21 protein-coding genes are annotated in these 25,960 nt (G+C 56.7%); 14 read left to right on the forward strand and 7 right to left on the reverse strand.

Going from position 1 to position 25,960, the window contains the following annotated elements; genetic code table 11:
* Nucleotides 1-169: 169 nt before the first annotated feature.
* Entirely contained in the window at nucleotides 170-1,189 is a 1,020-nt protein-coding gene (locus tag AC2FH8_RS13855) for a LacI family DNA-binding transcriptional regulator (RefSeq protein WP_496690014.1), read from the forward strand.
* A 2-nt stretch (nucleotides 1,190-1,191) separates the two neighbouring features.
* Here the strand turns inward: AC2FH8_RS13855 and AC2FH8_RS13860 are convergent, their stop codons facing one another.
* Together AC2FH8_RS13860 and AC2FH8_RS13865 are read right to left on the reverse strand one after the other, a co-directional pair.
* Nucleotides 1,192-2,163: a LysR family transcriptional regulator gene (locus AC2FH8_RS13860; protein WP_271949993.1), complete on the reverse strand. Its 972-nt coding sequence runs from the start codon at nucleotides 2,161-2,163 to the stop codon at nucleotides 1,192-1,194.
* An 88-nt stretch (nucleotides 2,164-2,251) separates the two neighbouring features.
* A complete protein-coding gene (locus tag AC2FH8_RS13865) occupies nucleotides 2,252-4,687 on the reverse strand; it encodes a GcvT family protein (protein ID WP_496690016.1) in 2,436 nt (811 codons plus the stop codon).
* 184 nt (nucleotides 4,688-4,871) lie between these two features.
* Here AC2FH8_RS13865 and AC2FH8_RS13870 point away from each other — a divergent pair, with 184 nt between their 5' ends.
* Nucleotides 4,872-6,389, forward strand: coding sequence for a trimethylamine methyltransferase family protein (locus AC2FH8_RS13870; protein WP_496690017.1), 1,518 nt, complete (start codon nucleotides 4,872-4,874; stop codon nucleotides 6,387-6,389).
* Nucleotides 6,390-6,449: 60 nt separating this feature from the next.
* Complete coding sequence (speB, locus tag AC2FH8_RS13875; RefSeq protein WP_496690018.1) at nucleotides 6,450-7,418, forward strand: agmatinase; 969 nt, start codon at nucleotides 6,450-6,452, stop codon at nucleotides 7,416-7,418.
* Here the strand turns inward: speB and AC2FH8_RS13880 are convergent.
* From AC2FH8_RS13880 to AC2FH8_RS13900, 5 genes are all read right to left on the reverse strand, one after another.
* Nucleotides 7,415-8,389: an arginase family protein gene (locus AC2FH8_RS13880; RefSeq protein WP_496690019.1), complete on the reverse strand. Its 975-nt coding sequence runs from the start codon at nucleotides 8,387-8,389 to the stop codon at nucleotides 7,415-7,417. The two genes, speB and AC2FH8_RS13880, sit on opposite strands and share 4 nt — an antisense overlap.
* A gap of 51 nt (nucleotides 8,390-8,440) precedes the next feature.
* The gene (locus tag AC2FH8_RS13885; RefSeq protein WP_271949986.1) at nucleotides 8,441-10,030 is read right to left on the reverse strand and encodes an ABC transporter permease; all 1,590 of its coding nucleotides are present in this window, start codon (nucleotides 10,028-10,030) and stop codon (nucleotides 8,441-8,443) included.
* On the reverse strand, nucleotides 10,023-11,060 hold the full coding sequence (locus AC2FH8_RS13890) for a quaternary amine ABC transporter ATP-binding protein (protein WP_142637767.1): 1,038 nt from the start codon (nucleotides 11,058-11,060) through the stop codon (nucleotides 10,023-10,025). Before AC2FH8_RS13890 ends, AC2FH8_RS13885 begins: the two co-directional genes overlap by 8 nt.
* Nucleotides 11,061-11,137: 77 nt before the next feature.
* Entirely contained in the window at nucleotides 11,138-12,088 is a 951-nt protein-coding gene (locus AC2FH8_RS13895) for an ABC transporter substrate-binding protein (protein WP_142637765.1), read from the reverse strand.
* 341 nt (nucleotides 12,089-12,429) lie between these two features.
* Nucleotides 12,430-13,317, reverse strand: a complete 888-nt coding sequence (locus tag AC2FH8_RS13900) for a LysR family transcriptional regulator (protein ID WP_142637763.1) — start codon at nucleotides 13,315-13,317, stop codon at nucleotides 12,430-12,432.
* 98 nt (nucleotides 13,318-13,415) lie between these two features.
* On the opposite strand from AC2FH8_RS13900, the gene AC2FH8_RS13905 reads away from it, so the two are divergent.
* The 11 genes from AC2FH8_RS13905 (at nucleotide 13,416) to AC2FH8_RS13955 (ending at nucleotide 25,916) form a co-directional block, all read left to right on the forward strand.
* Complete coding sequence (locus AC2FH8_RS13905; protein ID WP_271949981.1) at nucleotides 13,416-14,858, forward strand: aldehyde dehydrogenase family protein; 1,443 nt, start codon at nucleotides 13,416-13,418, stop codon at nucleotides 14,856-14,858.
* Nucleotides 14,858-15,832, forward strand: coding sequence for a membrane dipeptidase (locus AC2FH8_RS13910; protein WP_496690020.1), 975 nt, complete (start codon nucleotides 14,858-14,860; stop codon nucleotides 15,830-15,832). Before AC2FH8_RS13905 ends, AC2FH8_RS13910 begins: the two co-directional genes overlap by 1 nt.
* Before the next feature lie 4 nt (nucleotides 15,833-15,836).
* The gene (locus tag AC2FH8_RS13915; protein WP_496690021.1) at nucleotides 15,837-17,525 is read left to right on the forward strand and encodes a hypothetical protein; all 1,689 of its coding nucleotides are present in this window, start codon (nucleotides 15,837-15,839) and stop codon (nucleotides 17,523-17,525) included.
* Complete coding sequence (locus tag AC2FH8_RS13920; RefSeq protein WP_496690022.1) at nucleotides 17,522-18,151, forward strand: DUF3726 domain-containing protein; 630 nt, start codon at nucleotides 17,522-17,524, stop codon at nucleotides 18,149-18,151. Before AC2FH8_RS13915 ends, AC2FH8_RS13920 begins: the two co-directional genes overlap by 4 nt.
* A gap of 12 nt (nucleotides 18,152-18,163) precedes the next feature.
* On the forward strand, nucleotides 18,164-19,177 hold the full coding sequence (locus tag AC2FH8_RS13925; protein WP_281973183.1) for an Ldh family oxidoreductase: 1,014 nt from the start codon (nucleotides 18,164-18,166) through the stop codon (nucleotides 19,175-19,177).
* A 257-nt stretch (nucleotides 19,178-19,434) separates the two neighbouring features.
* On the forward strand, nucleotides 19,435-20,619 hold the full coding sequence (locus AC2FH8_RS13930) for an ROK family transcriptional regulator (RefSeq protein ID WP_281995501.1): 1,185 nt from the start codon (nucleotides 19,435-19,437) through the stop codon (nucleotides 20,617-20,619).
* Nucleotides 20,616-21,881, forward strand: coding sequence for a M20 family metallopeptidase (locus AC2FH8_RS13935; RefSeq protein WP_496690023.1), 1,266 nt, complete (start codon nucleotides 20,616-20,618; stop codon nucleotides 21,879-21,881). Before AC2FH8_RS13930 ends, AC2FH8_RS13935 begins: the two co-directional genes overlap by 4 nt.
* Nucleotides 21,882-21,892: 11 nt before the next feature.
* Nucleotides 21,893-22,942: a substrate-binding domain-containing protein gene (locus AC2FH8_RS13940; RefSeq protein ID WP_496690024.1), complete on the forward strand. Its 1,050-nt coding sequence runs from the start codon at nucleotides 21,893-21,895 to the stop codon at nucleotides 22,940-22,942.
* 61 nt (nucleotides 22,943-23,003) lie between these two features.
* The gene (locus AC2FH8_RS13945) at nucleotides 23,004-23,957 is read left to right on the forward strand and encodes an ABC transporter permease (protein ID WP_282022025.1); all 954 of its coding nucleotides are present in this window, start codon (nucleotides 23,004-23,006) and stop codon (nucleotides 23,955-23,957) included.
* Nucleotides 23,958-23,973: 16 nt separating this feature from the next.
* Nucleotides 23,974-25,185, forward strand: a complete 1,212-nt coding sequence (locus tag AC2FH8_RS13950; RefSeq protein ID WP_496690025.1) for an alanine racemase — start codon at nucleotides 23,974-23,976, stop codon at nucleotides 25,183-25,185.
* Complete coding sequence (locus tag AC2FH8_RS13955) at nucleotides 25,182-25,916, forward strand: ATP-binding cassette domain-containing protein (protein WP_496690026.1); 735 nt, start codon at nucleotides 25,182-25,184, stop codon at nucleotides 25,914-25,916. Before AC2FH8_RS13950 ends, AC2FH8_RS13955 begins: the two co-directional genes overlap by 4 nt.
* Nucleotides 25,917-25,960 lie beyond the last annotated feature (44 nt).

Here is a 25,960-nt window from a genome sequence, read left to right on the forward strand (position 1 = left end):
TTCTGAATAACCAACCACAAAATCGCGACGGGTTGGTAATTTCCTGAGCCAAGCCAGCACTGGTTTGCCTGCGACAAAGCAATCAATCTCTGTAAGCGGTTACATTTCGCTTTCACCTGAACGGCGCAGAGCTTACACATATTTGCAAAATCAAATTTCAGGTTTGACAATGCCAAAGGCAAAAACTGCACCGACCCTGGAGGATGTTGCGAAACTCGCGGGCGTATCGACCGCCACGGTTTCACGTTGCCTCAATTCTCCGAGCCTGGTGGTGCAGGCTACGCGTGATCGGGTTCAGTCTGCCGTTGACGCTTTGGGATACACGCCGAATTTTGCCGCACGTGTTATGGCTGCCAGACGGTCGCACACCATCGGCGCCATCATTCCCACCATGGAAAACGCGATCTTTGCGCGTGGACTTCAGGCCTTTCAGGAAGAGCTGCGCCAGCATGGCTATACCCTGCTTGTCTCTAGTTCTGCCTATCAGCCTGAGATCGAAGAAGAGCAGATACGCAACCTGGTTGCACGGGGGGCGGATGGGTTGCTGCTGATCGGGCATGATCGAGACTCGCGGATCTATGACTATCTCGCAAAGCGTAGGATTCCGGTTCTGATAGCGTGGTCGTTTCAGGCAGACGCACCAGTCCCTTCGGTCGGATTTGACAACCGTGCGGCCATGGCCGAACTGGCAAATCAAGTGATCAAGCTGGGTCACCGAACCCTGGGTATGATTTCTGGTGTCAGCACCGGAAACGACCGTGCCCGCCTGAGGATCGAAGGGGTGCAAGAAGCAATGCGCCGCAACAATATCCCAAATGACCGGCTGACGATCGTAGAAACGCCATATGAAATCGAAAACGGGGCAGAGGCGTTTTCCCGTCTGATGTCTCGGCAAGATCGACCAACAGCGGTGCTGTGCGGGAACGATGTTCTGGCTATCGGTGCCTCGCGCCGGGCCAAGGAGATGGGGCTTAGAGTTCCTCAGGACGTATCCGTCACAGGGTTCGACGATATCGAGCTGGCGCAGATCACCGATCCAGGTTTGACGACCGTGCATGTCCCACATCGGGAAATGGGTCGACGGGCTGCGCTGGAACTGGTTGGATTGATCGAAAAGCCCACCGAAAGTTGCAATATACAGTTGCGAACCAATTTGGTCGAACGCCAATCGCTGGGGCGCCCCGGCTGACTTCAGGCGGCCTCATTCTCCATGGTGCGAAACTCACCTTTCAACCAGGCGTGACTTGCGCACATCGGGTCGGTAAAATGTTGACGAATAAGCTTTCCCATCGCTCTCTGGATTAGCTTCGAAGTGGTCTCGGGGTATACGTCGGTCGTGAATAAAGACACTGTTCTTACAAAGTTTCGGCCGGGAAATGGCACCACCCGAACTTGGTCGTGAAATCTGTGGGCCCTATGAAAACTTGCGGCCGTGGTGATGGTCCAACCGGTGCCTTCAGCGACCAATCCTATGATCGACTGATTGCATTCCAGTTCGAACCTGTTGGGCAGATCAAATTTACCTCGCCTGAGCTGTATCTCAATTTGCTTGCCGATCACGTAATCACGCGAATAGCGCAGCAACGGCAATTCTGCGTTTGATGAAAACATCTCCTCGGGCATGCCACTGAACGCTCCGGGCAAAACAACGATAAAAGGGTCGCGCATCAACGGGTATTCGATCAGGCCCTCGGTCCGTTCGAACGGTCGGGTCGCCACCCCTGCATCCAGCTTATGTTCCTGCAACTTGGCAATGATCTCATGGCTGGGGCGTGTGAAATGCCGAAAACTGCAGCGCGGCAAAGCATGCGCAAGAAACCGAAACAGGTCTGGCGAGATTTGATTGTCGAAATCATCAATCAGTGCCAGCCTCAAATCCGTCGCATGGCGCCAGTTACCCGACCGGATCTCCGCCTCGGCCTTTTTCAAAACGATCAGCCCATCGCGGACATGGCGCGCATAGACTTCACCGGCAGGTGTCAGACCCATTGGACGACGCCCGTGATCCACCAAATCAATGCCCAACGCGGTCTCAAGGCTTCGTAGGTGATTGGAAACTGTGCTGATAGACAAACCGGTTTCCGATGCGACCTGTTGGATCGATCCTGACTTTGCGACCAACTGAAAAACTTCCAGCCAGCGTAGGCTTAGCGACTTTGGCACATTTACAGTCCGTTGTTTCGATTACATCAAAACTAGCGAAACAAAGAACGCCCCTCATTGCAATGAGGAACTTGCAACCCGTTCTGCGTCAAGCCCGGAGCCTGCTATGGTCCGAGTCATAGGGCGAAGGTGCGATCACCGTTGCGTTGACCCGTATTCCACAGTGATCCAACTCAATCTTGCACCCGATTTCTGCAAGTGACGGATCGACAAATCCATGGGCAAGATTGAAGCCGGTGCGGTGCCCCCACTCGCCCGAGGTGATTGTCCCGACAACCGTGTCACCCAGCATCAGCGAAGCCCCGGCATGGGCAGGTCCCTGTCCTGTTTCCAACCGGAGCGGCACGAGTTTTCTGCGCGGCCCATCAGCATCACGGTTCAGCAGGGCATCGCGCCCGATGAAGTCGCCCTTTTCCAACCTCACAAACCGATTCAGACCTGTTTCAAAAGGATCAAACTCAGTGATCAAATCAGCCTTCCAGTGCAGGAACGTCTTTTCCATCCGCATGGAGTCGATCGCCCGAGCGCCAAACAACTTGAGGCCGAAGCGCTCCCCAGCCCGCCGCAGCGCCAGATATGCGCTATAAAGCGAAGGGTTGGGAACGTGGATTTCATATGCAAGTTCGCCAGAAAAACTCACCGCCATTACCGTTGCCGGAGCGAAGCCAACAAAGCACTCCCTGACGCTCAGCCATGGAAAAGCTGCCGGGGACCAATCACCGCGCGCGCAGGACGCCAGCACATCACGTGATTTCGGGCCGGCAAGGATCAGAATGGTGCAGTCGTTGGTCAGACTGCGTAAATGCACGTCTTCATCGGGGTGGCGGTTCTGCTTTAGCCAATCCATATCGTGGAATTCACTTGCCGCCGCCGAGCCATACCAGACCCGGGCAGGACCGCGATCGCTGGCGGGCAGGTTCGCCACAGTCGCTTCGGCTTTGACCATCCCGTGATGGTTCAAAAGATAACCCAGCCCAACCCTGCCGTCGCGGCGCGTGACATCACCGCAAAACAGACGATCCAGAAAGGCATGCCGATCCGCGCCGGTAATCTCGATACGGTTGAAACCATTCACCTCGGACAACCCGACATTGGACTGAACATTTGCCACCTCGGCCCCGACCAGATCATAGGTTTCGTCAAAATCGAAACTGAGGGTCGGCTCAAAGCTTGGGTCAGGCTTGATGTAATCCACCCTTTCCCATCCATTGACGACAGTGAATTCGGCGCCCTCGGCCGCTAGAACCGGGGTCAGCGCTGTGGTCTTGGCGGGCCTTCCTGCAGGGCGGTGTTCATGCGGGAGGTGAAAGCGGAATTCATTCTGGTAATCTTCAACTGCCTTTAGCGCCGTCAATTCCACATTTGCGTGGCCCGTGAACCGACGCGGGTCCAGGCACCAGGTGTCATAACAGGCCTCTCCATGCACAATCTGCTGGGCCAACAGCCAACCATGGCCACCGCCCTCACCCAATCCAGCCCGCAGGCCGATAATACAGAAGGCGTTGCGCTTGCCCGGGATCGGCCCGACAAGTGGTGCACCATCAATCGTATAGGTTATCGGCCCGTTGACGACCGTGTGAATCCCGGCCTCTAACAGCGCAGGCATCCGAGCAAAAGCGCCTTCCAGCACGTCCGACACGCGGTCCAGATCGTCCGGGCAAAGCGCATTTACAAAATTTGGATCGATCCCGTCCATGCCCCAGGTCTTGCAGCCCTGTTCATAGAACCCCAGCAAGAGGCCGTTCTTTTCTTGTCGACAATAGAAATCGCTGATCGGACATCGCAGCAAAGGCATTCGGTGGCCGGCATCGCGGATTGCAGGAATTTCTTCCGTCAGAAAATACTGATGCTCCATCGAGGCCACGGGGTGGTGCACCCCCATCAAGGCGCCCACTTCGTTCACACGATATCCGCAGGCATTCACCACGATGTCACAGTCGATATCACCGTGTTCGGTCTGTACCGTCCAGGTGTCATCCTTGTGCTGGATCAACCCGACAACCGGGGTATTCCGGTACACTTCGGCCCCGGCCAAACGTGCAGCCCGGGCCAACGCCTGACACAGCTGAGCCGGATCAATATCCCCGTCCGAGGGATCCCATAGCCCACCAATCAGGTTTTCGGTCGAGATCAGAGGGTGCCGCCGAGCGCATTCTTCGGCATCAATAACCTCGAAATGGACATCCATCCCCCGGGCCATCGAAGCGAAATGTCGGTATCCCTGCATTTGCGCTTGGGTGTTCGCCAACCTGATTCCGCCGTCACCATGGTGGTAATTGATGGGATAGTCGGGATTCGCAGACAGGTCTTGGTACAGTTTGATCGAATGGGATTTCAGTCCAACCATGGTCTGGTTTGTTCCAAAATTCGTCACCTGCGCGGCTGAATGCCAGGTGGTACCAGAGGTCAACTCGTTTCGTTCGACCAGGACGACATCTGCCCATCCTTCTTGCGTCAGGTGATACAGAGTTGAGCACCCTGCGATCCCGCCACCAATTACCACTACTTTTGTCCGCGACTTCATTGGCTTTGCTCCTCTGAACCCCAATAGGTTTTGCTGAAAACAGGTCTTCGCAACAGCTTACGAATGGCTTGTGCTGAAAAATCGAAACTACGATTGAGGATTCTGAAAGGCGCATTTCCCTTTTGCAGAGACCCCGCATCGCCCTTTACGGTTCCGGGACTTCTGACATGAAAAGGATTGGGCATTGTCAAAGGGCAGTAAAAGAAGCGGTCGAAATGCGCGTCTTGCGCAACGCGCAGCAGAGCCCGCCATAGATCCGTGCCCCCCCGGGCAAGCCGGTGGTCGCTTTCAACCTTTGACACAGTCCGAAGTCAAACAAATATACAATACCGCCTTAAGGCTTCTGGAAACTCTCGGCATGGGCGAGGTCCCGGACAGGCTGGCCAACGATCTGCGGTCAGCCGGTGCACAATCCGGACAGCAAGGGCGGCTGCTATTTCCTCGAAACATGGTTGAAGACGCTATTGGGTCCGCTGCCAAGACTTTCTCGTTTCATGCCCGGGACGAAGCGCGCTCGATCGAAGTGGGCGGAAATCGTGTGTTCTTTGGCACCGGCGGTGCGGCTGTGCAAACGCTGGATCTGGAGAGCGGCCACTATCGCCCATCCACGCTGGCCGATCTGCATGATTTCACGCGACTTCAGGATACGCTGGCCAATGTCAGCTGGTTTACGCGCTGCTGTGTCGCGACTGATCTGCCAGATGTTTTCGATCTGGACGTGAACACAGTTTACGCTCTAGTTCGCAATACCACCAAACCGATTGCCACGTCGTTTACCCTTGCCGAACATGTGGCCCCGATCGTCGAAATGCTCGACATCGTTGCAGGCGGGCCAGGCGAGTTTGCCAAGCGGCCGTTCCTGAAAGCCCACATAAGTCCGGTGATTTCACCACTGCGTTATGGCGAAGATGCGGTGGACGTTGTCTATGAATGTATCGCCCATAATATCCCGATGTCCTGCATTACCGCTGCACAGGCAGGCGCCACCGCCCCTGCAACACTTGCCGGGTTTCTGGCGCAATCTTTGGCCGAGACACTGGCCAGCCTTGTTATGGTCAATGCGATCAAACCCGGCTTTCCGATGGTGTTTTCCAACTGGCCTTTCATCGTCGATTTGCGCACCGGTTCTTTCGCAGGCGGCAGCGGTGAGACCGCCATCCTGAACGCGGCGTCGGCGCAGATCACCAACGCGCTGGGGCTGCCTTCGGGTGTGGCCGCCTCGATGACTGATGCGAAAGCTGTCGACGCACAGTACGGAGCCGAGAAAGGAATGACCTCGCTGGCTGCAGCGCTGGCTGGCGGCAATCTGATCTACGAAAGCTCGGGCATGACCGCATCCTTGCTGGGCGCCAGTTTCGAAGGGTTCGTTCTTGACGACGAAATGCACTCTCACACCTATCGCGCTTTGCGCGGCATCGAAGTGACCGACGAAAACCTGGGATTCGACGCCATTTGTCATGCGGTACTGGGCGACGGTCATTTTCTGGGAAGCGCCCACACCTATGCTGCGATGGAACGGGATTACTTCTATCCAGCGCTGGCTGACCGGAACGAACCTCGGACATGGCAGACCGATGGGGCCGCCGATGCGTGGACGGTTGCCCGCCGGCACGCAAAGGACATCCTGGCACGACATCATCCGCAATACCTGACCGAAGAACAGGACGCTGAAATCCGCAGACGGTTTCGCATTCTGTATTAGACTTACGTCGACCGACTCTAGCCAGTAGGCTTGCAGCACATACACTCAGATGAGGCCCTCATGACAAATCCCTTCTTTCAGCCGGTCTCGGCAATGGAGCTTGCGCGTTTCGCTGGTGTCCCCACGTTCATGCGCCTTCCCGAACTGACCCCCAAGGACGACCGGATCAACGAAGTTGATATTGGGATCATCGGGATCCCGTGGGATGGCGGCACCACAAACCGCCCCGGCGCGCGGCACGGGCCTCGGCAGTTGCGCGACTATTCGACCATGATCCGCGCAATGAACCCGGTCACCGGTGTAGCCCCTTTTGCCATGGTGAATTGCGCCGATCTGGGTGATGTCGCGCCGAACCCGGTGGACATCGAAGACACCATGAACCGAGTCACGTCTTTCTATGACGATCTGACCGAACGGGGCATAACGCCGCTAACCGCAGGCGGCGACCACCTGACCACCCTGCCCGTCTTGCGCGCTCTGGCCAAGTCGGAGCCATTGGGCCTTATTCAATTCGACAGCCACACCGACCTGTTCGACAGCTATTTCGGTGGCTACAAATACACCCATGGCACACCGTTTCGTCGTGCCGTTGAAGAGGGCCTTGTGGACCCCAAGCGCTTTGTCCAAGTCGGCATACGCGGTACGGCCTATAACACAGAAGATATCGATTGGGCCGAGGCACAGGGCATCCGCATCATCCGCATCGAAGAACTGTTCGACCGCGGCATTGACGATGTCATGGCGGAGGTGCGGGAGATCGTCGGAACAGGTCAGACCTATTGCACCTATGACATCGACTTTGTGGACCCCACCTATGCCCCCGGCACCGGCACGCCAGAGATCGGCGGGCCGAACAGTTTTCAGGCGCAGCAGGTGATCCGCCAGTTAAGCGGTGTCAATCTGGTTGGTGCTGATCTGGTCGAGGTCGCACCCCCCTTCGATGCCGCTGGGGGCACGGCCTGGCTGGGCATCTCACTGATGTTCGAGCTGTTATGTGTTCTGGCAGAGGCTGTGGACGCCCGCCGCTAACCGGTGTTTTCGGCGATCATCGAGATCATCTCGAACATCACCGCCGCTGCGGTCAGGGCGGTGATATCGTTGGGGCTGTCCTTGGTGGGCATCATGCAAACAACGTCACCGCCGACAATGTTCAAGCCGCGCGCGGCGCGCAGAATGCCCACGGCCTCATCAATGTCGAACCCCTTCTCGCCCGGCTCCAGATTGGACACCGCCGGGGCAATAGTCGGGTCAAGGCAATCCAGATCGAAGGTGATATAGACCGGCCGGTCACCCAGAACCTCTTTGGTCTGCGCCACCACATCGGCCAGCCCGCGCTGACGAAATTCGCGCATGGTGACGATGTTGTACCCGTAGTCGTAGGACGGCTGCAACCAGTCCAGGCTGCGCGGATGGCCTCGCAGGCCGATCTGCATCGAACAGGTAGGATCAACCTGCCCCTGATCGGCCAGATAAGCCCCCCAATGAGCGGCCGACTTCTTTGCCCCCAAAAAGTGATCGACCTTTGTAAACACATCCGTATGGGCATCCAGGTGCAGAAAACTGATCGGCTCTCCTCCGGCCAGCTTCCCACATCCTAGCGCCTGTACGATCCCGCCGGTAATGGAGTGGTCACCGCCAACGGATACCGGGCGCGCACCTGCCGCATCTATGTCCTTGTAAAAGGCGGTAATGCGTTCGATGCAGTCTTCGTTATCGTTGGCGCGCGGGAAGGGTACATCGCCGACATCGGCAATCTTCGCGCGGCTCCAGGGGTCGATCTCAAAAACCGAATGGACCCTGCGCTGTACCGCCGAGACATTCCGCAAGGCGCGCGGGCCCAGATGCTGATCCCTTTCGGTTGTCCCGTTTCCGGTCGAATGCGGCACACCGACAAGTGCAATATCCTGCCCCTCGGGTCCGATATTGGGGCAGCGAAACATCGTCGGTATGCCCCACCAGTACAAATTGTCCATCATGGACTGCTCATAGCGGTCGACCATTTCATCCTCCGGTAAAAAAATGCCCCCGGCCTGAGCAGAGGGCATAGAAGTTCAGATTCTTTCGTCTTCTCGCCGAAATGCGCCCTGAACAATACGGTCCATGACCATAGCAAGGAACAAAATGGCAAAGCCGCCCAACAGGCCGGGCCCCTTGGCTGCATATTGCAACGCCTCAAGGATTTCCTTGCCCAGCCCTCCGCCACCGATCAGCGAAATGATCACCACCATCGATAGGCACATCAGGATAGTCTGGTTCACCCCGGTCATGATCGACGGCAAGGCCAGAGGTATCTCGACATCCTTCAGCAATTGCCATTTCGAGGCCCCAAAAGCCACAGCAGCCTCTTTGATACTGTCGGGCACTCCGCGCATGCCCAGCGCGGTCAGTCGGATGACCGGCGGCATGCCAAAGATGATCGTGGCCAGAATGCCGGGCGGGTTGCCGGTGCCAAAGAAGGCGATAATCGGGATCAGATAGACGAAGGCCGGCAAAGTCTGCATCAAGTCCAGCACGGGCTCTGCCGCGCGGTAGGCACGCCTGGACTTGCCAAACCAAATGCCCAGTGGAATGCCAAAAACAACGCATAACAGCACCGCCGCACCGACCAGCGCCACGGTTTCCATCGCCACATCCCAATATCCCAGCAAGGCGATATAGGCCAATGAAGACGCCGTGAAGATCGCCACTCGGGGGCCTGCAGCCCGCCAAGCCGTCACACATATCACCAGCATCACAACCGGCCAAGGCGACCCGATCAGCGCAATGGTCAGGGCATCCAGAACCGACCGAACCCCAGCGACAATCCCATCGAATACGTCCCCGCCAGCAAGAGCGGCCGCATCTATCTGCGCCTCCATCCAGCTTGCAAGGTTTGAAAACAGGGTCCCGCCGCCCTCACCCAATATCAGTGCGGACACTTCTTTTTCGGGGAATGCATCCAACATGGCCAGCGAAGCATTGACCGTGAATTTGTAGACGATCAACGGCCCAATCGCCGCAACAAGCACAGCCCCCAGCACCATATTTCGCCTGGACTGGCCACTTTCGGTACTGTCCGGATCGGTCCGCCATTTTGAATACTGTTTTTCATAGACGCGGTCGGCATAGAAGCCCTGTGCCAGTTTGAAGACCAGCAGCATCAGCAATCCGGTGATCATGATGCTCAGCGCTTCAGACTGCGCGGCCGCGGCTTTTCCAAAGCTGGCATCGGCGGCTTTCTGTATATTCGCTGCCAGCTTGGTGAAACGGTCAATATCGGCCTTCTCTGTCGCATCGGCCGCCCGCGCCAGCAGCTCGTCGGCGCGTGCCTGCTGACGTTCGGCACGTTCCACCATGTCAGCGCCCGGATTGCCCCAGGCACCACGCCCGATCTGAACCCAAGCGATGATTTCCAGGATCAGAAAGGTCCAGAACATCCCCCAGATGGCTCGTGATGCTGACCACAAAGGCCCCAGAACCCCGGCCCAGAGATTGAACGTATTCGGAACCGCGCTGGTTGCATCATGGATCTTGTGAAACGCCTTGACGTAATAGTCCCCATTCGGACCAGCAAACTCGTGAATGGACCGATCCAGTGCCTCATGGTCGACCTCGATATCCGAGGCGGCGGTGACTTTCACTTCGGTGGTTACATCAGTCATTCTTGCCCCCCTGAATTCCGCGCAGCAGGCGCGGTTTGGTCACGACGCCCACGTCCTGTCCTGCATCGGTGATGATCACCGGCAGGTCCGTGTCGACAGCCAGGTCGATCAACTGATCCAGATCGGCCCCCTCATCCGCGCGCGGCGCGCCGTCGGTCGGGCCGGAATAGCTGTCCAGTGGCTCCATGATTGAATGCGCCTTGACCAGTTTCAGTTTGGATATGCCCTGAACAAACTCGCGCACATAGTCATCGGCCGGATTCATCACGATGTCTTCCGGTGTGCCAATCTGAACGATGACACCATCTTTCATGATCGCAATTCGGTGGCCAATGCGGATAGCTTCGTCCAGATCATGGGTGATGAACAATGTGGTCTTCTGCAACTGGGCGACCAGCGCTTTGAACTGGTCCTGCAGCTGCAGCCTGATCAGCGGATCGAGCGCAGAAAAGGGCTCGTCCATTAACAGGATTTCCGGATCAGAGGCCAGCGCGCGGGCAATTCCAACACGCTGCTGCATCCCGCCCGACAATTCTTTGGGCAGGCGATCTTCGTACCCGGTCAGGTCCACCAATCCCAGCGCATGGTCCGAGACGGCCCAGCGCTTGGATTTGGACACTTTTCGAATTTCCAAAGGATAGGCCACATTGTCTCTGACAGATCGGTGCGGCATCAGCGCCATATGCTGGAAAACCATCCCAATCTGCTGCGCGCGGATACGGCGCAGCTCAGCCTCGGATATTTTGGATACGTCCTGGCCCAGAATCTCGATCTTGCCTGAGGTCGGCTCGATCAAGCGGTTCACGTGGCGCACCAGCGTGGATTTCCCGGATCCCGAAAGACCCATAATGCAGAAGATTTCGCCGCGCGGGACTTCAAAAGACGCACCCTGTACGCCGACCACACAATTATACCTTTCAAGAACTTCAGGCTTTCCAATCCCTTCATCCCGTACTGCGGTCATGGCCTCTTCTGCCCGCGCACCGAAAATCTTCCAGACATCTGTCAGCTTAACGACTGTTTCGGTCATACTTGCCCCTTCAATGCAAAACAGGCCGCCAGGCATTCCCGGCGGCCTATCTGTAATTCAGTTCCGAGCGTTACCGATCACTCTGACATCCAGTTCAGAACTGCATCTTCGTTCGCACCGACCCATTCTTCGGCATATGCGAGCGGCTCTTTGCCATCTATGACAAGCGCATAAGTCATGGCCGAGACAGCGGCAGTATCCAGTTTCATGTTGGACAACAGCCGAGCAACTTCGGGGTACTCATCCTCAAGAGATTTGGCATAGTGAAGGTGCAGATAGGCCAAATCCCAGGCGACACCTGCTTCGGATTTCTCCAGCCAATCCGGATCATCCGTGGGCTGCAGGACATTCCATTTTGCCGCGTCATAGGCCGGCTCTTCCAGGATCTGAAGATCATGCAGTTCAAACACGTAATGCGGCGTATAACAGAAACCCACCCAAGGCTCACCCGCTTTGATCGCGTTATCAAGGTTCGCATAGGCGACGGTTTCGTCTATCTCGGTCAGTTCCATGACCTGGTCATAGCCATATGATTTGGCCCGGATTTTCTCGACGTTGGTCGACGCCCAGCCGGGGGCACCGATCCATACTTCGCCCTGCCCGTCGCCATTGCTGTCGAACAGTGCCGCGATGTCGGGATTGGTCAGGTCGTCAATGGACCGAATATCATTGGCATCAGCGGTCGCTTTGTCGACACACATTCCTTGAAACGCCTCAACGCCATTGGAATTGAAGGTAACTGTACCCTTTTCGGTTACATAGGTGTCATGCAGGTTCTGCTGGTTCGGCATCCACACTTCGGGGTGTACGTGCATGGCGCCGGAATCCATCGCCTCGAACACGATCGGGTTGGTGCCATTCTGAAGCTCGACCTCTAGCCCCAGATTTTGTTCGATCGCAACCTTTAGAATGTGCGCTGTTGCATTTACCGATGGCCAGTTCGGCACACCGATCACAATGTCAGCAGCAAAAGCAGGCACAGCGACCATCATCGACGCGCCTCCCAGTAACATAGTGAGTTTGTTCATATTATTTCTCCGTGTTGGGCGTTCGTGGCGCTGTTCTTCTTACCCTATGGGCAGCGGTACGCCTACCAAACGACATCGGGATGACGTTCCATCCCCCTTTCTTAGCCAGTTACCGGGCGCGCCGGTTTGACAGGAAAATTCAAACATGCCGACACATGACCCATCAAGAACAACATGCCACAAATCAATATATGCGTCTTTCTCGAATATTAGTTTCGGTTTATTCTGATCTTGGTCGATATGAGGCCTGAAATAGGTGCAGCCGATTCTTGAGTGGGCTTGTCTGCCATCAATATCCCCTAAGCGGCGCCATCTCAGACAGGGGCACAGATTTTATCCAGTCAGTCCTCAGATCCCAGTACAAGATCCTGCTTCAGGATGAAGTCCCCAAACGCGTCCGTCAGCGTTTGAAAGCGCGAGCGTTGCGAGACATAAAGATACACCTGCCTTTGATCTTCGAGATCAGCGATAGGACGGAAGACGATAGCCTCAGGAAGAGACCGTGCAACGGTTTGCGGCAAAACCGTCACCCATTCCTCGGTGCGCACCAATGCGATCAGTGAATGGGTGTTCTGAATGGTCACACCGGCCTTCGAAATCGCCGCGTGAAACCGCGGGGACTGAACCAAATCGCACAGAGCATTGCGTATGAAGGGGACCGAAGCCACCTGTTCGATGGTTGGCATCTCTGATTGCTGTGCCAGCGGGTGTGCAGCCGTGCAAACCACCCCAAACCTGTCTTCGAACAAGGGCGTGGCTGTGACCCCGTTTAGCGCAAGATACCCGGATGCAATACCGATATCCGCTTTTCCTTGCACAACTGCGTCCAGTACCTGCTGTGTATCGGTATCGCGGAGCTCGATCCTGATATCGGGGAAATGGCTATTCATGTGACTCAGCACCTTGGGAAAGGCAAGAGCCGCCACCGACGGCACAGACACGATCCGCAACAGCCCGTACTCTGCGCTGGCTATTGCCTCGATATCCTGAACTGTTTGATCGAACTGTCTGACCTGCTTCAAAGCCAAATCATGAACCTGCCGACCCACTTCTGACAGTCGGTTTTTGCGCTCTCCCTCGAACAGCTTCTTACCCAGGTGCTCCTCAAGCTGCTTCAGCGTCATCGACACCGCCGATTGCGTTCGCCCAAGACGGTCGGCGGCCTCGGTCAGATTACCAGTCTGCACAACCGTGCAAAAACTGCGCAGTGTTTCAATCTTGATCGCCATACTTCAGTTTTTCTGCAATTTGTTTCATTTAATTGAGTTTGACTGATGTTCGCCAAAAAATCCATCCTAGGTCAAATGAAATCGCACTGGGGCGTAACGTGACACAACTGAATCTGATTGCTGGCGAATGGCTGGCAGGTGAGTCTGAAATCGAAAACCGCAATCCTTCGGACCTGAGCGATCTGGTCGGCATGTTTGCACAGGCCAGCGCTGACCAGCTTGAGGCGACGCTGGATCAAGCCCGTGTTGCACAGGCTGAATGGGCCGCCTATGGCATCGAACGGAAGCAAGCTGTTCTGAACGCTATCGGTAATGAAATGATGGTCCGGGCCGAAGAACTGGGTACGCTCTTGGCGCGCGAAGAAGGCAAGCCGCTGGCCGAAGGCAAAGGCGAAGTGTTCCGCGCCGGGCAGTTCTTTACCTATTACGCAGCTGAATGCCTGCGTCAAATCGGTGAGAACGCGGATTCTGTGCGCCCCGATATCGAAGTAGACGTTCGCCGCGAAGCTGTCGGTGTTGTCGCCATCATCAGCCCATGGAACTTCCCTACCGCGACTGCCTCTTGGAAGATTGCTCCAGCACTGTGCTATGGCAACGCGGTTGTGTGGAAACCCGCCAACATCACCCCGGCATCCGCTGTCGCACTGACCGAAATCATCGAACGTCAGGACATCCCCAAAGGTCTGTTCAGTCTGGTCATGGGTTCGGGGCGCAGCATCGGGCAACGCCTGGTCGAAAGCCCCAAGGTCAATGCAATTTCCTTTACCGGGTCAGTCCCGGTCGGCAAGGGTATCGCAGCAGCCGCCATCCAGAACCTGACCAAAGTTCAGATGGAAATGGGATCAAAAAACGCGCTGGCAGTGATGGACGATGCCGATCTGGATCTGGCCGTTACTCTGGCATTGGGAGGAGCGTTTGGCGGCACCGGACAGAAGTGCACGGCGTCTTCGCGCCTTGTCGTGCATGCGGGTATCCATGACGCGTTTGTCGAAAAGCTGGTGGCCGGTGCGCAAGCGATGAAGGTCGGCCACGCGCTGGAGGAAGGCGTGCAGATGGGTCCCGTCGTCAGCCAACAGCAGCTGAGCGAAAACCTGGCCTATGTTGATCTGGGCAAATCCGAAGGGGCCGAGCTGGCCTGTGGCGGAACCCGGCTGGAGATGCCTCATGACGGGTTCTACATGTCGCCGGGCGTGTTTCTGAACACCAACAACGACATGCGCATCAACCGCGAAGAAATGTTCGCGCCCCTGACCAGTGTCATCAAGGTTGGCAGCTATGACGAAGCGCTGAGCGTCGTCAACGACACCAACTTTGGCCTGACCTCGGGCATCGTGACCAAATCGCTGGCCCGCGCCACGCATTTCCGTCGCAATGCGCGCACTGGTGTTGTGACTGTGAACCTGCCCACTGCAGGCACCGACTACCACGTGCCTTTTGGCGGCCGCGGCGACAGCTCTTACGGGCCGCGCGAACAGGGTAAGGCTGCGGCCGAGTTCTATACCACGGTCAAAACCGCCTATATCAGCGCGGGCCCCGTGTGATGCGGATCGACGGGCTACAATATGCCAACTGGTCGGAAAAGATTTTCCGCCAACTGCGTGACGGGGGCGTGGACGCGATCCACGTCACCATCTCGTACCACGAGAACTTTCGCGAAACGGTTCTGAATTTCGAGAAATGGAACCGCTGGTTCGAACAATACCCGGACCTGATCATGAAAGGGCGCTGGGCCAGCGATATCGATACGGCTCGTAAAACGGGACGGACGGCTGTGTTCTTTGGCTTTCAGAACCCCTCGCCCATCGAAGACGATATCGGGCTAGTCGAAATCCTGCACGATCTTGGCGCCCGTTTCATGCAGCTGACCTATAACAACCAGTCCTTGCTGGCGACCGGCTGTTATGAGGCCGATGACACAGGCATCACCCGTATGGGCAAGCAGGTGATCAAAGAGATGAACCGCGTAGGTCTTGTAGTGGACATGAGCCATTCGGCGGACCGTTCCACCATCGAGGCCGCAGAATGGTCCGAGCGTCCCATAGCCATCACTCACGCGAACCCGTATGATTGGTCGCCCGCGCTGCGTAACAAGCGTGACGATGTCATTCGTGCAGTGACGGAAAATGGCGGGATGCTTGGCTTTTCGGTTTATCCCCACCATCTGAAAGATAAATCCGACTGCACGCTGGACAGTTTTTGCGAGATGATCGCACGCGCCGCCGACAAATACGGCGCGCAGCATCTGGGGATCGGCACAGACCTGTGTCAGGATCAACCCGACAGCATTGTGGAATGGATGCGGGTTGGCCGCTGGACCAAGGAAATCGACTATGGCGAGGGATCCGCTTCGGCACCAGGCTTTCCGCCCATGCCGGGCTGGTTTCAGGACAACCGAGATTTTGGGAACATCGAACAAGGGTTACGCGCGACCGGCCTGAACGATGACGAAGTGGCCGGGATCATGGGCAGGAACTGGTATCAGTTCTTTGCCGAGAACTTCGTCCCACAAGGGTAACACTATGAATACACGCGTGCAGACTGAAAATGTCAGACGTGATCCCGCGATGGTCATGCGGCTGTCGCGGCTGGGCTCGCTGCATCAATGCCGTCTCAGCTTTATGCGGCAACTGACCCGCCGTATGGCGCAGGAAAACTGGAGTTTTTCCCGCCCTGCGTTCGAGATTGACGAACACGGCGTTGGCCATGCGGTCTATACCGCGCAAGGCCCTGATCACGCATATTCTCTGGTGGCGTTTGCCCATGATCTGCCGCCCGAAAAACGCTCGGACCGGGTCATCGCCGAGGCCTGGGATGCCACCTTCGCGCTATTTGACGGCATTCCGACGGCGGATGATATTCACCGCCTGTCGCAAAACGTACCAGTGCAAGAGGCCGGGCGCGTCAGCGAGACAGAACTGTCATTGTCGCGCGCCAACCGGTCAGTCCGCCTGTGGGCACATGTGGTCGACCGTCTGGCCGCTGGTCAACAACCCGATCTGGAACAGATTTATCAGGTTGGCTACCTGATGCGGACAACCGCCGTGTATGGTTCCGGCAAGTTTGGGGCTGCAGATCGCGAGAAAACAGCCAGTCGCCCCGAGGTCAACGGCCCGTTCCAGACCGAGATGTTGTCGGTCTACCTGACCCGGACCTTTGTGCGCGATCTGGTGCAGCATATGGCCCAAGTGAAGGGCGGCGGTCAAACCGCGCAGTTAGATCCGCAGATCGCCAGTTGGCTCGGCATTGGCAATTCCACAGGTCTGGGCATGGCCCCGTTCATCGTCAACCATCCGATCTTGTTCAATAACTGGATCATGGCGCGAGAGGAGGCCATCGCCCGGGTACGGTCGCTCTTGACCGCCTCGGAAGATGAGGCCCGTCAATTCCGTGGCATCTATGATCGTAGCAAACTCTCGATGTCCTGGTGGCAGTCTGAGCATCCGGTCCAGCGCGATAAGCTGGCGGCGCTCAACAACGATCTGCAGGCAATCTCTGGGTATCTGGACAGGGATGATCTGACGCAGAACCAACCCTGGGATCGGTTGATCCTGTGGTCGCAATCCGCGCTGAGCGAGGAGGGCCAGGAACTGCTCGCCTCGCTTATCCTTGAGCCCTATGGCGAATTGGTCGATGGGCTGAGCTGTTGTATGGCCGACAGTAATTCAAGTGCCCATGTGATTGATGGATCAATGTCGGTAGGCGCTGCGCGCGATCTGATCAGTAACAGTTTTGGCTGGGCCTTGGATCTGGATTGGAACGCAGCGGAAAACTGTGCGCGGGCCTGGTATGTCTCCGAGGAGAAGCTGGAGCCGCGACTGGGTGAGCGCTTTGAGGAACCGATATCCGGTTACGAACAGCCCCTTGCCCCGGCCCGTGACGCCGCGATGGCGTATAAGGCGCTTGCCGAATGGGATACTCGCTCCTCCGTTGCAGAGTTTCTGCTGCGCCATCCTGAACATCGCCACACCCTGCGCCGCGCTCAAATGAGCCGAGTAGCCCCCTATGGTGAAATCCACGACAACACGATTAGCGCCACTGTCCTGCCTATCGACATGCTGCGGGCCAAGCTGTCGTTTTTTGGGGCAACCCATTTTGACCCCCGGTCGGACCGCTGGGTGCGGATCTGCATGTATTCCGGCGCACCATATCCTGATGAGCTAACGCCGGAAAATGCCGATCTGTGGGTTTATCCGGAGTTGCCGCAATGACCTATTCACTGAACGAGATCGAAGCCACCTCTAAACGCGCTGCCCGAGGGGCAGGGTATGCCTGGGGTCTGGCAGAAGAGGCCGCCAAAGCCACACGCTGGTTGTGCGGGCATGGGCTGAACGGGACTGCAGAGCTGGCCCACCTGCTGGACTTGGGTTTGGCTGCGGCGCCGGCAGATCACAGACCAGATGCGATGCAGGGCCCATGGCAGGGCAAGGGCGCTTTGTGCCCTCTGGCCACTGGCACCTTGCTGTCGGATTGTGCCGAACAGCTGCGCGCCGGACCGGTTGAGATGGCCAACATTGCAATCCCTGCCCTGTTACTGCCCTTTGCTGCCTATGCGGCACGTGAACTCAAGGGCTGTGTGGTGCTTGATTGTGATGGGCATCTGGCGGCATGTGATGGGTATTCCGTGTCGACCCCAGATACCTTACCCGCCCAGGCGCGCAGGGTGGTGGTTTCGCTGGGGGAACAGCGTACAGGCCCCAGCCCACATCAGACCCGCGCCGCCCCGACTGATCAGGCTTGGGCAACGCTGAATCGCTTTGCCCACCGCACCTATGCCCCCGCAACCGAGGAATCCCGCCTGCTGGGTGCAGGGGCCGGGCTTTCTGATAATGACTGATGAGGTACTGATTTGACCGAGACCCGGACCCTTACTCTGAACGAAATCGAAGACCTGTCGTTTCGCGCGCTTGTTGCTGCGGGGACTTCACCGGAAAACGCCCGCCCGCTGGCGGTTGCGACCGCGGCAACCGAGGCGGACGGCGTGGCAAGCCATGGACTGGCCTATATCCCGATCTATTGTGAGCATGTCCAATGTGGCAAGGTCGACGGGCTTGCCAAACCGGTCATGACACGGCCCAAGCCAGGTGTAGTTACCGTAGATGCCGCAACCGGATTTGCCCATTCAGCCATCGATCTCGGGTATGAGACGCTGATCACCGCTGCGCGCGAACAGGGCGTTGCCGTGCTGAGCATCTGCAACAGCTATAACTGCGGCGTGCTGGGCTATCACACCTATCGTCTGGCACAGGCCGGGCTTGTCGGGCTTGGTTTTACCAACGCGCCAGCCTCGATCGCGCCATCGGGTGGCGCAAAGCCGGTTGTAGGGACCAACCCCTTTTCCGTTGCCGTACCCGGTACAGATGGGCAACCCGCCCTGCTGATCGATCAAAGCGCCAGCACAATCGCCAAGAGCGAGGTCATGAAACATGCCAGAGAAGGAAGGCCGATCCCCGTTGGGTGGGCATTGGACGCCGAGGGCAACCCGACCACTGATCCCAATGTGGGCCTCAAGGGCTCCATGGCACCTTCTGGTGGGTACAAGGGCGTCGGTGTGGCCCTTCTGACCGAAGTTATGGCGGCCGCTCTTACAGGGGCCACTCTGGGCATCAACGCCTCGCCCTTTTCAGGAACCGCTGGCGGCCCGCCCAAGACCGGACAGTTTTTCATTGCGATCGACCCTGTGGCGACATCGTCGTCGGGTGGCTTTGCTCAGGGCATCGAGGAACTCGTCGACGCCATTCGATCGCAAGACGATGCACATTTGCCTGGCGATGGCCGACGCGCAAAACGCGTCGCATCGGCCACACAAGGCGTGGCTGTAAATATTGCGACCCTTGAAAAGATCGAGGCCATCTTAGGATAAGCCGGTTTTCTTAGCCCGCAATCAGATTCTTTCTGGTTCGGGCACCCTTACCCAAACCTTCTGACCCAGCACCAATTTTCAGAACGGCTTCCAAGCCTTTAGCCAAAATTCGACCCGGACGCAGCAGGCTCATTTTTCGTATTTCATGCTTTAGCGCAGAAAAACCGGGTTGACTCAAATCGCACTCCATATTTAGTTCGGTAACAGAACGAATAAATGGAATCGACGTGGCAACGCAGACGAAAATCTCTCGACGAATGTCTCAAAGTGCGGTCGTTCAGGCGATTGCGACCTATGGGCCCATTTCGCGCGCCAGCGTGTCGAAGCTGACCGGTCTTTCGAAACAGACAATCTCGGAAATTGTCGGAAACCTAGAAAGCGATGGCTGGGTGCGGACAGTCGGTCAGACCGAGGGGCATGTCGGACGCCGCGCTGTGGTATATGAAATCGCTCCGGATGCGGCAACGGTCGCCAGCGTCGATCTGGGTGGAACAAAGATCAGGGTCGCACTATGCGATCTGACCGGTCGCGTTCTGGCCGAGCGCGTAGAGCCGACAGAACAAAGCGGCGGCAGACAAGTGGTCGATCAGGTTGCCCGTATGGTTCGCGCAACCGCAGACGACCCCCAATGCCCGTCAGGCGAATTGAAAATAGCTGTCGTCGGTGTCCCAGGCGTGCCGGACAGCAGGACCGGCGCGGTCCTGATGGCGCCTAACATAACCGGGCTGGATCAGATTGATCTTGCTGGCACTTTGAACGAACGGCTTGGGATAGAAATCCTTGTCGAAAATGACGTGAACCTTGCCGCTCTGGGCGAGCATTGGATGGATCATCGAAGCGACCAGGATGACCTGGTCTTCGTTTCCGTCGGAACCGGAATTGGTGCAGGAATCGTCGTCGGAGGTATTTTGCTGCGTGGCGCATCTGGTGCAGCTGGCGAAATAGGTTTTCTTCCCTTTGGTGCCGATCCCATTGCAAAGGAAAGCCATAAAATAGGCGCGCTAGAACGCGTAACCGCCACCGATGCAATCATCGGCGAATACAGGATGCTTACGGGCAAAACTTGCTCAGTTCCTGCGATCTTTGAGGCTGCCAATAACGGCGACAAAGCAGCCGAGCAAACGCTGGACAATGTCGCTTATCAGATCGCGCGGGCTTCGGCGTCGATTGTAGCGGTCCTTGATCCGTCCCTTATCGTGATGGGGGGCTCTATCGGCGCGCGTGACGAGTTGATGCACCGGATCAGACGCTTTGCCGCCCAGTGCTACCCCCGTGAAATAGAGATCCAGCCCTCAAAGCTGGGTCCGCATGCTGCCCTTGCCGGAGGTGTGTCTATTGCCCTGTCGCATTTACATATCTCTCTTTTCGCCGAGGGTCAGAAAGGTGCCGAGATCAACGTACCACCTCCAGCGCTCGATACCTTCAAGGCAAGTATGTCATGACCGCTAAGGCTCTTTCAGAACGCTTGCGTCAAGAACAGGATGCTGATGCAGACCTGACTCTGTTGCGCGATGCCCTGTCCATCGAAAGCGTGACGGGCAATGAAACACGTTTTGCGCGTTTTCTGGACCAGCAACTTATGGCCCTGGGGCTGAATACCGGACGGGGCTGTTTCGCGGGTGAACGCGAAAATGTCTGGGGAATTGCTTCTGTGGAGGGACCCAACCTCATGATTTTGGGCCATACGGATACGGTGCATGTCCGGGGCTGGGAGGAATATTGGGAAGACGATGCACGCAAAAATCCATTCGGCGCGGCCGAAAAGGACGGGCACATCTGGTCACGTGGGGCAAGCGACCTCAAGGGTGGGATTTGCGCTGCGATTGCCGGGTATCGCCTGCTGCAAAAACTTGGCGTTATGCCTTCAGCCAGTCTGACCTTTGCCTTCATCGGTGACGAAGAAAGCGGTGAACCTGGCAGCGGCGTCAGCGCCGGGGCGAATGATCTGGTTGGACGCGTCAGGTCCGCCGAAATCCCCCGTCCTGATTTCGCGATCTATGTCGAGCCAACGAGTTTGGACATTTATTCCGCCCAGATCGGGTTCTTTATCGCCGAGATCACGATAACTGGAAAAACAGCTTATTTCGGCCGACCCGAATTGGGGGTCGATGCATTGAAAGCAACGCATACGCTTCTGTCGAAAATCTGGGATCATGAAAAAGAACTGAACGCGGGCCCGCGTCATGACCTTGTCGGTGCCTCTTCTGTTCTGGTGACGCATATCGATGGCGGCGGGTTTATCGCAGTGCCCGGAGAATGCAGGCTCTCACTGATCCGGAAACTTAGACCTGGCGAAATGCTTGATGATGCAGTGGCAGCATTGGAAACAGCGCTTGGCCTGGATCGCCTACCTACAGGTATAGAGGTGTGCATCGACTACCCAGCCGGTCGTGATCATCCCAAGGGCGGCTCACCAGTTGAAAACGACCCCGATACTGAGGCGGTTCGCCTGTTGCAAAACTGTGTACAGCAAACTCTGTCCCGAAAAGTAGAAATCGGCGGCGCGCCCTACTGGTCTGAGATGCCATTTTTAACAGAACAGATCGGCTGTCCAACCGTTTACTGCGCACCGGGGGATATCGCCGTGGCGCATACTTTTGAAGAACGAATTGAGGTCGAAGAATACCTCGCCGCCGTCCGGGCCTTTGCGCTTTTCATAGCGCAGTTCGGTGCGTCGGACACGCTCGCAATGCATCCAACCTGAGGAGGACAAACATGTCACTTGTTAGAAGCACATTTGCCGCTACCGCGATGTTCGCGCTGGTGGGCAGCTTATACGCTGAAACCATCGGTCCAGCGGGGGAAAGTGCCACCCCTTCATCAATGGTTGTTGTCGCTGATGATGATGTCGAAAAGGTGAAAGAGGCTGGATATTCAGCTGCTTTGCTGTGGCATGACCAATCCGACTTTGTGAATGCGGTAACAGCAGGTGCCAGCGATGAATTTGCGCGTCTGGGGATAGAGGTTGTTGCCGTGACAAGCGCAGGATTTGATGCTGCAAAACAACGTAGCGATATCGAGACGGTCATGGCCAAATCGCCCAATATCATTCTGTCGCTTCCTCTGGACCCGGTGACCTCTGCCGCAGCATTTGCAGAGGCAAAAGAGGCCGGAATTGCCCTAAGTTTCCTCTCGAACCTGCCGGCCGGCTACAAGCACCCGGACGACTATGCGGCAATCGTGACGGATGACCTGTTTCAGATGGGCAAACAAGCGGCGGATGCGCTTGCGGCTGCCATGGGCAATGAAGGAACAGTTGGGTGGATTTATCACGACGCAGATTATTACGTGACCAATCAGCGCGACAACGCTTTCAAGACCACGATTGAGAACGACTACCCGAACATCACAATCGTTGCAGAACAAGGCATATCTGATCCTGCGCGCGCCGAAGAGATTGCCAATGCGATGCTGCTGAAAAACCCAGACCTGGGTGGAATTTACGTAACCTGGGCTGGTCCGGCAGAGGGTATTCTTGCAGCGCTGCGGACGAACGGAAACACCTCGACCAAGATCGTGACATTGGATCTGTCAGAGCCGATTGCCCTTGATATGGTTCAGGGTGGTAATGTCGCGGCGATTGTTGCCGATGAAGCCTATGAACTAGGGCGTGCAATGGCCGCCAGTGCCGTGCTCGACCTGCTGGGCGAGGAGGTACCATCCTTTGTTGTAGCCCCTGCATTGACAGTCACAGCGGACAACGTTGCCGATGGATGGCAAAACTCGCTGAATATTGATGCACCAGCCAGTCTGACATCGAAGTAGAGACCTGATGGGCAGGTCGCCTCTGGCGACCTGCCGCAACCGGATATTCCCAGAGGCATCCATGGAACAGGCTTTTCAACGTATGCGCGACTTGGATCTACAGCGCTGCGTCATTTATTTCGGCTTTCTTGCGATCTTTCTGTTTTTTGGGATCACTCTCTACGATGACGGGTTTCTGACCAGTCGGAATCTGACAAATATCGTCCTTCAGACAGCCCCGGCCACGATCATGGCCATCGGATTGGTCTTTGCCCTGTCAGCCGGAGAGATCGACCTGAGTTTTGGCTCTGTCGTAGCTGTTGCAGCCCTCTCGGCAGCTGTTGCGATGCAGAACGGCCCAATGATCCTGGGTGTCGCAGCGGGGCTTGGCGCAGGCATTCTGATCGGCGCGTTCAATGGTGCATTGGTGGCCTATCTGCGGTTGCCATCATTTCTGGTGACCTTGGCCACCATGGGATTATTTGCCGGAATTGCGCGTTCGATGACCGATCTGCGATCCATTCCTGTCGTTAACGGGACTTTCACCGGGGTCTTCGGCTCGGGCAAGCTGTTTGGTGTACCTTCACTTGTTATCTGGACCGTGATTGCAGTGCTGATTGGCCATGTCATCTACCGACACACACGTTTTGGCGCACACGTTCTGGCCGTTGGAGACAATGCCCGCGCAGCCCAAGTCTCTGGCATCAGGGTTCCCCGTATCCGGCTGATGGTTCTAACCTTGTGCGGTGCAACCGCTGGGCTGGCTGGTTTGCTCTATGCCGGGCGTATTCAAGCCGCCAAATATACAATGGGCGAAAGCGACCTGATGACGGTCATTGCCGCTGTCATCGTAGGTGGCACTGCGCTTAATGGCGGCAAGGGATCCATAATAGGTGCGCTTTTGGGCTCGCTCATGATGGGAATGCTGAATAACGGGCTGATCCTGATGGGGCTTCAGGTCTCGGACCAGATGATCGTACGCGGGCTGATCATACTGATCGCCGTAGCAATTTCACTCCGCGAAATCCGCCGATAGACACCGGAGCAACCCAATGTTTCTTGATCTTCTCATACGTCGCAACCCCAAGTTCATCGAGGCCGCCATGGCCTTGCATCAACAAGGGAAGATCCCCGCAAACGCCTATGTGCTTGACCTGGATGTCGTCGAACGCAACGCGCGCCTTTTCTCTGATGTGGCCCGTGGGCATGGCCTTACAACTTTTGCCATGACCAAACAGGTGGGTCGCCATTCCGGCTTTTGTCAGGCGGTCATGCGCGGTGGCATCAGCCGGTCCGTCGCCGTGGATATGGCCTGCGCCTTGGCATGTGACCGCGCTGGCTTAAGGACAGGTCATTTGGGTCACCTTGTACAGGTACCCCGCCAAGAAGCTTTCTTCGCCGCAGCCAAACTACGCCCGGACTATTGGACGGTATTCTCGGACAACAAGGCAAAAGAGGCGGCAGACGCCTCAGCTCGGGCCGAGAGAGAACAGGCACTGATGGCGCGCATCCAGACCGAAGGGGATACGTTCTATCGTGGCCACGAGGGAGGATTTGACGCGAATGATATCCTGGCGGTGGCCGACCGTTTGGATGCGCTGCAGGGCGGGCGCTTTGCAGGCATTACAACCTTTCCCGCCCTGCTTTTCGACCAGGATGCCCGCAAGGTTGTGCCGACCCCAAACCTCCACACGCTCAACATGGCCGCAGAAGCTCTGGCGCGTGCTGGGCGTACGGAGATCGAAATCAATGCCCCCGGAACGACATCTTCAGCTGTTCTTCCAGCATTAGCCGAAGCCGGGGCCACGCAGGTTGAACCGGGCAATGGCCTACATGGCACGACGCCTCTCCATGCGGTAGAAGACCTTCCTGAGGATCCCGCCGTACTTTACCTTTCCGAGGTCTCGCACCATCACGGCGGGAAAGCCTATTGCTTTGGCGGCGGGTTCTATATCGATCCGGTTTTCCCGAAATACCAGGTTCGGGCGCTGGTCAGCAGCAGCCCGACAATCAGCCGGTCAGCCCTGCGAAATGTCGAAATTCCTGATTATTCCGCAATAGATTACTACGCCATGATCGACAGCGACAGCGATCAAAACCCCGCACCAGGCGACACGGTTGTCTTCGGTTTCCGTGGGCAGGCCTTTGTGACCCGCGCTTTGGTTGCCGGGATAAAAGGCGTAGACAGCGGAATGCCAGAGCTTACCTCAATCGAAAACGGCTTTGGCGACCACGCCAGCTGGCCGGGAGCCTTTGCGCAATGACTCCGGTTCTTTCCCTCAAGCAAATCCACAAATCTTTTGGCGGAGTGGTCGCGATCCAGAATTTTTCACTGGACCTCTACCCCGGTGAAATCGTGGCTCTGGTCGGTGATAATGGCGCGGGTAAATCCACGCTCGTCAAGATCATCTCTGGCGTGCATCGACCAACCAGCGGTGAGATCGCGCTTGACGGCGAAGAAGTCGGTTTTTCGGATGCAAGCGCGGCTCGATCACATGGTATTGAAGTGGTCTATCAGGACCTCGCATTGGCTGACGAACAGCCGGTTTATATGAACATGTTTCTGGGCCGCGAACTGACGCGCAAACCTTTTGGACTGCTCGATAAAGCACGCATGCGTGCCGAAACCCAAAGCCTTGTTGATCAGCTTGACGTGCGCATCCCCTCTGAGCGCGCAGCCATACGTGATTTGAGCGGAGGCCAAAGACAGGGCATTGCTATCGCGCGCGCAACCCATTGGGCCAGCAAATTGATCCTTCTGGATGAACCCACTGCAGCACTTGGCGTTGCAGAGACTGCGAAGGTTGAGGACCTTGTCGCGTCACTTAAGGATCGCAATCTGGCAATCTTGATCATCAGCCATTCCCTGGATCAGGTTTTTCGTCTTGCCGACCGCATCTGCGTTTTACGCCGGGGTGAACAGATAGGCGTCAGAACGACTGCCGAGACCAACAAGAACGAAATTGTCGCCATGATCACCGGTGTTCATAGTTGATGGCGCAAAGCGCAACCGTGTCCCCATCTTTACGAAGGGGCCCT

It is taken from the genome of Ruegeria sp. CDSC025 (assembly GCF_059610805.1).